This window comes from Companilactobacillus furfuricola (assembly GCF_003946325.1).
GTDB lineage: Bacteria > Bacillota > Bacilli > Lactobacillales > Lactobacillaceae > Companilactobacillus > Companilactobacillus furfuricola.
This window is the reverse complement of record NZ_RHNT01000074.1, coordinates 1-8645: the sequence shown is the minus strand read 5'-3', so window position 1 is coordinate 8645 and position 8645 is coordinate 1. Positions and strand designations below refer to the sequence as shown.

General features: G+C 43.2%; 10 protein-coding genes. 8 read left to right on the top strand and 2 right to left on the bottom strand.

Translation table 11 applies throughout. The features are described from left to right. Positions 1-458: 458 nt before the first annotated feature. Positions 459-629, bottom strand: a complete 171-nt coding sequence (locus EKM78_RS12885) for a hypothetical protein (RefSeq protein ID WP_164507348.1) — start codon at positions 627-629, stop codon at positions 459-461. Between the two features lie 208 nt (positions 630-837). Between EKM78_RS12885 and pxpB the strand changes: the two genes are divergently transcribed. Genes pxpB through EKM78_RS11950 form a run of 7 tightly spaced genes read left to right on the top strand, consistent with a single transcriptional unit; the run spans position 838 to position 7150 of the window. Further along, positions 838-1575: a 5-oxoprolinase subunit PxpB gene (gene pxpB / locus EKM78_RS11980; RefSeq protein ID WP_342768454.1), complete on the top strand. Its 738-nt coding sequence runs from the start codon at positions 838-840 to the stop codon at positions 1573-1575. Continuing rightward, a complete protein-coding gene (locus EKM78_RS11975; protein ID WP_125772517.1) occupies positions 1568-2584 on the top strand; it encodes a 5-oxoprolinase subunit C family protein in 1017 nt (338 codons plus the stop codon). Before pxpB ends, EKM78_RS11975 begins: the two co-directional genes overlap by 8 nt. A gap of 14 nt (positions 2585-2598) precedes the next feature. Beyond that, a complete protein-coding gene (locus EKM78_RS11970; RefSeq protein WP_125772515.1) occupies positions 2599-3000 on the top strand; it encodes an acetyl-CoA carboxylase biotin carboxyl carrier protein in 402 nt (133 codons plus the stop codon). 10 nt (positions 3001-3010) lie between these two features. After that, positions 3011-4318, top strand: a complete 1308-nt coding sequence (locus tag EKM78_RS11965; protein ID WP_125772513.1) for an acetyl-CoA carboxylase biotin carboxylase subunit — start codon at positions 3011-3013, stop codon at positions 4316-4318. Between the two features lie 15 nt (positions 4319-4333). Continuing rightward, positions 4334-5128, top strand: coding sequence for a putative hydro-lyase (locus tag EKM78_RS11960; protein ID WP_211334373.1), 795 nt, complete (start codon positions 4334-4336; stop codon positions 5126-5128). A gap of 17 nt (positions 5129-5145) precedes the next feature. Then, positions 5146-5895, top strand: a complete 750-nt coding sequence (locus EKM78_RS11955) for a LamB/YcsF family protein (protein WP_125772510.1) — start codon at positions 5146-5148, stop codon at positions 5893-5895. Positions 5896-5920: 25 nt separating this feature from the next. Next, a complete protein-coding gene (locus tag EKM78_RS11950) occupies positions 5921-7150 on the top strand; it encodes an NRAMP family divalent metal transporter (RefSeq protein WP_125772508.1) in 1230 nt (409 codons plus the stop codon). Here the strand turns inward: EKM78_RS11950 and EKM78_RS11945 are convergent. Beyond that, on the bottom strand, positions 7145-7906 hold the full coding sequence (locus tag EKM78_RS11945; RefSeq protein ID WP_164507347.1) for a biotin--[acetyl-CoA-carboxylase] ligase: 762 nt from the start codon (positions 7904-7906) through the stop codon (positions 7145-7147). The two genes, EKM78_RS11950 and EKM78_RS11945, sit on opposite strands and share 6 nt — an antisense overlap. A 225-nt stretch (positions 7907-8131) precedes the next feature. Here EKM78_RS11945 and EKM78_RS11940 point away from each other — a divergent pair, with 225 nt between their 5' ends. Next, positions 8132-8341 carry a hypothetical protein gene (locus tag EKM78_RS11940; RefSeq protein ID WP_125772504.1) on the top strand — a complete coding sequence of 70 codons (210 nt, stop codon included), beginning with the start codon at positions 8132-8134 and terminating at the stop codon, positions 8339-8341. Positions 8342-8645: the final 304 nt, after the last annotated feature.

Below are 8645 nucleotides of genomic sequence, written 5' to 3'. Positions count from 1 at the left end.
AACCGCCGTATACGGAACCGTACGTACGGTGGTGTGAGAGGTCGGTAGCCTAGCTACCTCCTACTCGATCGGCTGAGGGCTGTATCCCCGGGCCCCTCCGTCTAGATGGAGACCTATCCCCCCTTTTGTTTGAGTTTTACCGATTTATTTGATACAAGTTGGCACTGTTTGCGCGTCCTATTTCTCACATGTCTATCTCAGGCTTTATCTATTCTGGTGGGAGTAGGGGCTTCCTGGTTTTGTTCTTCTATCTTCTTTGTTTTGATTACTCATACTTTTCTCAGTTCGTGGGACTTCGCTCCACTCAATTTGTTTCCTGACTTACCTTTTTATTAGTGTTTTTCTTAATTGTGTTGGTTCTATAAGAGTTGATATTCTTTTTGCTTTCTTGCTTTCGCTTCTGGCTCGCGCACTCGTTTCTCGTGCTCTTGCCTGGTTTTGGTGCTTTCTTTTTTTCTCTATTTATATATTTCTTGCTCGCCTGCTCGTTTCTCTCGCACTCTTGCCTCTTGCTCTGTACTTTTGAATCGGTTCCTTTTTTTCTTCTTTCCTTCTTTATTGTTTGTGGCGTTTGGACCTCTTCCTGACGTCTTTTTTTTATGCAATTTTTTATACTTTGCCCATTTCATTGAAGCATGTTGCGAAGTTTTTCGATAGTTTTACGCTTTTTCTTTTCTTCATATATAAGCGCTGTCTAACCCTAACTAAATCAAGCTTTTGCTAAATTGATTCTTATCAACTTTGATTGATTATTTTTTAATTGTTGGATAAATCATTGATTGATTCGATAAATAATATTACAATTAATTTAATTTATTTCTAATTTTGGAGGGTTTTATGATGGATTATTCTTATTTTCAAGTCAGCGAGCAGTCTTTGGAAGTTGAATTTCCCGAACAGATCAATGTTGAAGAAAATAAACTTATCCAAAATATAGCTCGCGAACTGATCGATCAAAAGGCGGTTGGGGTTACGGGCGTTATACCTGCCTATCATACGTTAACCGTTAATTTTGATTTTGACTTAACTTCTTTTAGAGATTTGGTCGATCAGATTGATGAGATTATTGTAAATTCGAATGAGCTAACTAATACGGGCAGGTCAATTATTGAACTGCCCGTTTGTTATTGCTCAAAATTTGGTCCTGACTTGGAGGATGTGGCTAATTTTGCTTCGATTAGTGTTGATGAATTGATCAAATTGCATTCTGGGACTGATTATTTTATTTATATGATGGGATTTTTGCCGGGATTTGCTTATATGGGGTCTGTTCCTGAACGGATCGCTATGCCTCGGCTTGAGGTTCCGCGGGCTAGTATTGCTGCTGGTAGTGTTGGGATCGCTGGGGCCCAGACTGGGATGTATCCCGTTGAGTCTCCTGGTGGTTGGCGCTTGATTGGTCGTACGCCGGTTAAATTGTATGATCCGGCTCGTCCGAAGTTGAAGTATCGCTCGGGGGATTATATTCGCTTTGTTCCTATTGATGAATCTGAATATCAGCGGATTCAGTTGTTAGACGAAGCTGGGAAATTTTCCTTGAATGTTATTACGGAAGGAGACGTTGACCATGGCTAATTTTGTTCGTGTGATCCAACCTGGATTGTCTACCACTGTGCAAGATCTGGGGCGGCCTAGTCATCAGATCGAAGGTTTTCCTGAATCGGGAGCTATGGATAAATTTAGTTATAAATTGGCTAACTTGCTCGTTAATAACCATCGTAATTCTGCTTCCTTAGAATTCGTCTCGACGGGACCGACTTTGCGCTTTGCTTGCGACTCCTTCATCGCTTTGACAGGAGGGAAGGTCAATGCAACTTTGAATGACCAGCCGATTTTGCAAAATGAAGTTGTCGAGGTAAATGAAGGCTCGATCTTAAAAGTTGGACCGGTGACGGATGGTAATTACGGTTACTTAGCTTTTTCAAACGGTGGCGTTATTACTCAGCCGGTGCTTGATAGCCGATCTACTACACTTAGGACCAAGATGGGTGGGCTCGATGGTCGTGCTCTGGAAACTGGCGATACGATCCCTATCCGTGACAGCGTGGTCATGCCAAGCTTGAGCTCGCGCAAGATCAGTATTAAGCATGAATCGATCACTGAGATCCACTTTGTGAAGGGGCCACAGTGGGAAATGTTTTCTAAAAAGGCTCAACTGCAATTTCAACAAGAGACTTATCAAATATCCGAACAAATGGACCGGATGGGATATCGTCTTAATGGCGCTAAATTAGAAGTTCCCGAAAAGAGTTTGCTGTCAGAAGGAACCGTTTTTGGCAATATCCAGATCACTCGTGACGGCAGTCCGATCGTTTTATTAGCTGATCGGCAAACTACGGGTGGCTATCCGGTCATCGCTACGATTATCCGAGCTGATCTGAATCGTTTCGTGCAAATGCAACATGGACAGCAGTTTAAATTTGTTTTGACCGATATGGATACGGCGGTTGAAAAATTAGTTCAGCAGCAAAAAATTATTAATGATACTTTTGAAAAATGGTATGCCGGTCGGTACGTGGAACCGATCGGACCAATCAGACGTGATGCCATAAAAATTGCTCGTTTGATCCGGGCAAATAAGTAGAAGGGATGAAGAAAATGGAGTTAGATAGAGTCAAAAAATTGCTCGACTTGATGAATGAATCAGGCTTGAGCCACTTGGAGATCGACGATAAACAGGGTCATATCGTATTAGAACGGACGATTACGAATGCACCAGTCGAAAATGTTGCAAAATCTCAGTCCATTCCGGAAGCTACCCCAACAGAAAAGACTATAACGGCACCATTTGTCGGCACCTTCTACGCCTCCGAACAGCCTGACAAAGCTTCTTTAGTCAAACCGGGTGACAAAATTGAAAAAGGGCAGTCAGTCGCTATCATCGAAGCTATGAAAATGATGAACGAAGTTAAAGCCGACAAAGACGGCGTCATCGATAAAATCTTAGTCTCGAATGGTGATCCAGTCGAATATGACCAACCATTGTTTACGTTGAAGTGAGGTGTGTCGATTGAAAAAAATGTTGATCGCCAATCGTGGCGAAATTGCCGTTAGGATCATTCGGGCCTGCAAAATATTGGATATCATCAGCGTGGCAGTTTATTCAACCGCTGATAAAAGTGCCATGCACGTGGCGATGGCTGATGAGGCGGTCTGTATCGGCGGTCCCGATCCAGAAGATAGCTATTTGAACCAAGATAGCATCATTGCGGCTGCTCAGATCACTCAAGCTGATGCCATCCATCCTGGTTACGGCTTTTTATCAGAAAATGCTGACTTTGCCAAATTGTGTGAAGATCAAGGTATCAAATTCGTTGGACCAAGTTCCAAAGTGATCGCCACGATGGGAGAAAAAGCTGCCGCTCGCGAGACGATGATCGAGGCCGGAGTTCCGATTATTCCTGGTTCTGAAGACGACTTTGTCGATTTTGATGATGCCAAAGTCGAAGCTGAAAAAATCGGCTATCCGATCATGCTCAAAGCTAGTGCTGGAGGCGGTGGCAAGGGAATGCGTGTCGTTGAAAGCTTGAACGATTTTGAAAAAGAATTCGATCTTGCTCAAGCCGAAGCTCAAGCAGCTTTTGGTGACAGTCACATGTATTTGGAAAAGTATTTAGCGCACCCACGTCACATCGAAGTTCAGCTTGCAGCGGACCAATTTGGCAATGCTATCGCCATCGGTGAACGTGATTGCAGTCTGCAGCAACGTCATCAAAAAGTTATCGAAGAAGCTCCCGCTAGCACTTTAGATGAAAAGCCCCGTCAACAAATGTATGACGTGTCGGTCAAAGCAGCAGAAGATATTAATTATGAAGGTTTAGGAACGATGGAATTTCTCGTCAATGGACCTGAAGAATTTTACTTTATGGAAATGAATACTAGAGTCCAAGTGGAGCATCCGATCACTGAATTGACGAGTGATGTCGATCTAGTCGATTTGCAGATCAAAATTGCTGAAGGCGAACCGATCCCGTTTGCCGAGATCCACAAACATAATTTTGCATTAGAATGTCGGATCAATGCTAAAACGGCGGGAAAAGTCGATGCTTTGCATTTGCCAGCGGGTCACGGGATCAGAACGGATAGCGCTTTGTATCAAGGCTACAAGGTCCCTTCTAATTACGATTCAATGATAGCTAAGATCATCAGCTTTGCTCCAGATCGAGAAACGGCCATCCGTCAAATGTCGGAAGCTCTTGAAGAGACCGTTATCGGTGGCATTCATACGAATTTGGACTTTTTAATGCAAGTGATCGAAGAACCTGATTATAAGATCAACCATACAGATATTAGTTGGTTAGACAACCTAGCCAATTAGCAGGAGGTTTTGAATATGTCAGACGACTTAAAAGATCTTTCACCCGTACAACTACGCCACTTGATCCGCAGCGGTCAATATACTGACAATACTAGTGGCTTAGCACCGGGATATACCCAAGCAAATTTAGTTATTTTGCCAAAATCTTTGGCGTATGATTTTTTGCTTTTTACACAACGAAATCCCAAACCATGTCCGGTTTTAGAAGTTAGCGATGCCGGAAGCAAGAAATTGACGGAAATGGCGACAGACATCGACTTAGCCAACGATTTTCCAAAATATCGGATCTATGAAAAAGGCGAGTTGATCCAAGAAGTGACTAGCATCGATGACTATTGGCGCGATGATTTAGTGAGTTTTATTATCGGCTGTAGTTTTTCTTTTGAGTCCGAGCTACTAGCTGCTGGGATCGAAGTGAGAAATATTACCGAAAACGTGAATGTGCCGATGTACGACACGAACATACCACTGAAGTCAGCTGGAGAATTTCACGGCAACATGGTCGTTAGCATGCGACCGATTCCCCAAAACCAAGTAGTTCAAGCGGTCAAAGTAACGAATGCCATGCCCAAAGTTCACGGTGCTCCGATCCAGATCGGTGATCCGGAATATATCGGCATCAAGGACTTAAACGACCCAGACTACGGGGATGCGGTAACGATCAAGGATGACGAAGTTCCGGTTTTTTGGCCTTGTGGAGTTACACCGCAAAACGTCATCATGCAGACGAAGCCAGATTTCGTCATCACACACTCGCCCGGCCACATGTTAGTGACCGATGTGAAGAATACTGAATTGAAATATATGTAAGAAAATAGGGGGATACTATGACAAAAATTGATATGAATAGCGATTTAGGCGAAAGCTTTGGTAGATACAGTTTGGGACGCGACTCTGAGATCATCCCGCTAGTTAGTTCCGTTAACATTGCTTGTGGTTTCCACGCTGGCGATCCTGACGTCATGGCAAAAACAGTTGCATTAGCTGAAAAAGCCGGCATCGGGGTCGGGGCTCATCCAGGATTTCCCGACCTGCAAGGGTTTGGCCGTCGCAAAATGGCAATGAAGCCAGCTGAAGTCAAGAATATGGTCACATACCAAGTTGGAGCTCTACAAGCTTTCACTTCTAATAAAAAATTACAGCACGTCAAACCGCACGGGGCTTTGTACAACATGGCGGCAACTGATCACGACCTAGCAGTCGCAATTTGCGAAGGCATCAAGCAAGTTGATCCGGATCTTCCAATTTATGGCCTGGCTAACTCGGAATTGATCAAAGCTGCCATTGAAGTGGGCATACCATATGCTCAAGAAGCCTTCGGCGATCGTAATTACAATGCCGATGGCACCTTAGTTTCACGCTCACTGCCAAACGCCGTGATCAAGGAACCTAAAGAAGTTGCACAGCGAGTCTTAGCTATGATCCAAAACGAAGAGATCGTAGCACTCGACGGCACGAAGATACCTCTTAAACCGGATTCAATTTGTGTTCACGGGGATAATCAAGCTGCCTTAGATATCGTCTCAGAATTAAGATCAACATTAACAGACGCAGGGATCGAAATCACTCCCTTTTAAAATCTAAGAAAAGGTAAATCAGCTTATGAATGATAAAGAAAAAGAATTTGCGGACAAAAAAATGACCAAAGCTCGCTCGCCACGAAGTATTGCCATGGGTGCTGCTTTTTTGATGGCAATGGCCGCTGTTGGACCAGGTTTTCTGACACAAACAGCAACTTTTACTGGGGAAATGGGAGCAAACTTTGGTTTTGCAATTTTACTATGTATCATCGTCGACTTCATCGTCCAGATGAACGTGTGGCGGATCATCGTCGTTAGTGGAAAAAGAGCACAAGTGATCGCTAACGAAGTCCTACCAGGATTAGGATACGTCCTATCATTTTTAGTGGCCGTAGGTGGACTATTGTTCAACATCGGAAACATTGGTGGTGCCGGTTTAGGATTGAACGTCCTATTTGGCATCTCGCCAGAAAATGGTGCCGTCATTGCTGCCTGTATCGCCATCGCCATTTTCGTTGCCAAAAATGCGATGACCGTGGTCGACCGTACAGTTCAGCTTTTAGCGGTAGTAAAGATCGGTATTTTGATCTACATCATTTGTGTCATGGCGGTACCGTATCAATCAGCCGTAACACACACTTTCATTCCAACAAATATTAACTTCTATTCGATCGTCACTATCATCGGTGGAACTGTTGGAGGATACATCTCCTTCTCAGGTGGTCATCGTCTGATCGAAGTTGGCCTGCAAGGGGAAAAAGAACTGAAGTATGTCAATGAAGGAGCCATCACTGGGATCGGAGTAGCTTCACTAATCCGGATCCTCTTATTCTTAGCCGGACTAGCTGTAGTAAGTGTCGGCTACAAATTAGATCCAAGCAATCCAGCAGCATCGATCTTCAAATATGCCGCCGGAAACTTTGGCTACAAGTTCTTCGGACTATTACTATTTGCCGCCGGAATGACCTCAACCTTAGGCTCAACATTTACATCGATCTCCTTTTTAAATTACACGAGAAAAGTAAAATCAGAAGTAAAAATGGCCAGATATAACCGCCTATTAGTAATGGGCTTCATCATCTTCTCAACGGCCATCTTCTACTTCATCGGCCAACCAGCCAAGATCCTAGTAGTAGTAGGAGCCATCAACGGCTTCATCCTACCAGTATCACTAGCGATCTTACTAATAGCCGCCAAGAAAAAGAACATCATCGGAACATATCACCACTCCTGGTTCTTAACCATAACAGGTTGGTTCGTAGTAGCCTTCATGCTCTACGCCAGCATAGAAGCAGTCATCAATTTACTATAAAAAAACCTTCGAAACTTCGCCACTATTAAATAAGTGGCGATTTTTTTTATCATCAACCACAACCAAACCCCCAGAATCATCCACATCAACAGCCTTACCAATAACCCGCCGACCACCAGCAACAACCTCAACCCGCTGTCCAACAGTAGAACAAAGCAAACGAAAATCCGGAACAACCGAATCAGGATTATCAAGCAAATCCAACAAAAAATTAAGCACCGACCCAACAAAAAAATTCCGGTCAAACAAATCAACAGCACCAACATCACCAGCAACATCAGCCAGTTCATCAGGAAACGACTCAACAAAAACATCAACACCGATCCCAAGCACAACAAAAGTCAGCTTCCCATCGTCATCAGAAATTGACTCAGCCAAAACCCCACCGCACTTACGATCCCCATTCAAAACATTATTGACCCACTTCAAAGAAAAATCCCCCTCGGGAACTAACTTCTTCAAAGCAGAACAAACAGAAACGCCAGCCGAAAGAGTAACCAAATCAACATCACTGATCAAGTCAATCGGCAACAAAACACTAAAATAAACTCCAGAATCAGCCGGAGAAAAAAATGACCGATGAAATTTCCCATAACCAGCAGACTGAGAATCAGATACCACTAAAGAAATCCGATCAACAGGAAAATCAGCAATATGACGCTTCAAAAAAGCATTAGTAGAATCAACCTCATCAAAAACCTTAACCACAGCAGGAAAATTCAAATAATCCAAAATAGCATCCGCATTCAAAGACAACAAAGAAAAAACCTCCTGAAAAATTAATCACCATAATTATATAAAAAAAACACCAAAGCAAAGAAAGAAAAGAGAGCAAAAAAGCAAAATATCCAAATACCATAACATCAGAAAAAAGATAGAAGGGGAAAAGGCGAGATTGCGAGGATTCGAGCACGCAAGCCAGAAAGAAATAAAGAGACAAGCAAAAAACATAAGAACAAGGCAAGAGCACGAGAGAAACGAGTGCGCGAGCAAGAAGCAAAAGCAAGAGAACAAAAAGAATATCAACTCTTATCCAATCAACAAATAAAGAAAAAGCAACAACAGCAATGTACGAAGAATCCAAAAATGAGCGGAGCTTTAGTCCCGCGAACCGAGAAAAAAGTCAGTGATCTAGATAGAGAATGTATCGAAACAAGAAAAGGAAGCACCTACTCCCACCAGAATAGATAAAGCTTGAGATAGACATGTGAGAAATAGGACGCACAAGAAGTGCCAATTTGAACAAAATAAATCGGTAAATCTCAACACAAGGGGGGATATTGTCACTATTTAGACGGAGGGGCCCGGGGATACAGCCCTCAGCCGCCAAATTCCTCTTGGCGACGAAGGAGCTTAGAGGAAGACTCGTATTTGAGATCGTCGAAGCGAACTTCTTCGAGGAGCTCAAATCGATGTCGTGAGGCAGATTTTTCAACCGGACAGTTTAAATATAATAATTTCTTAAGCAGCCATTTCTGACTTTTCTCTCATTTCT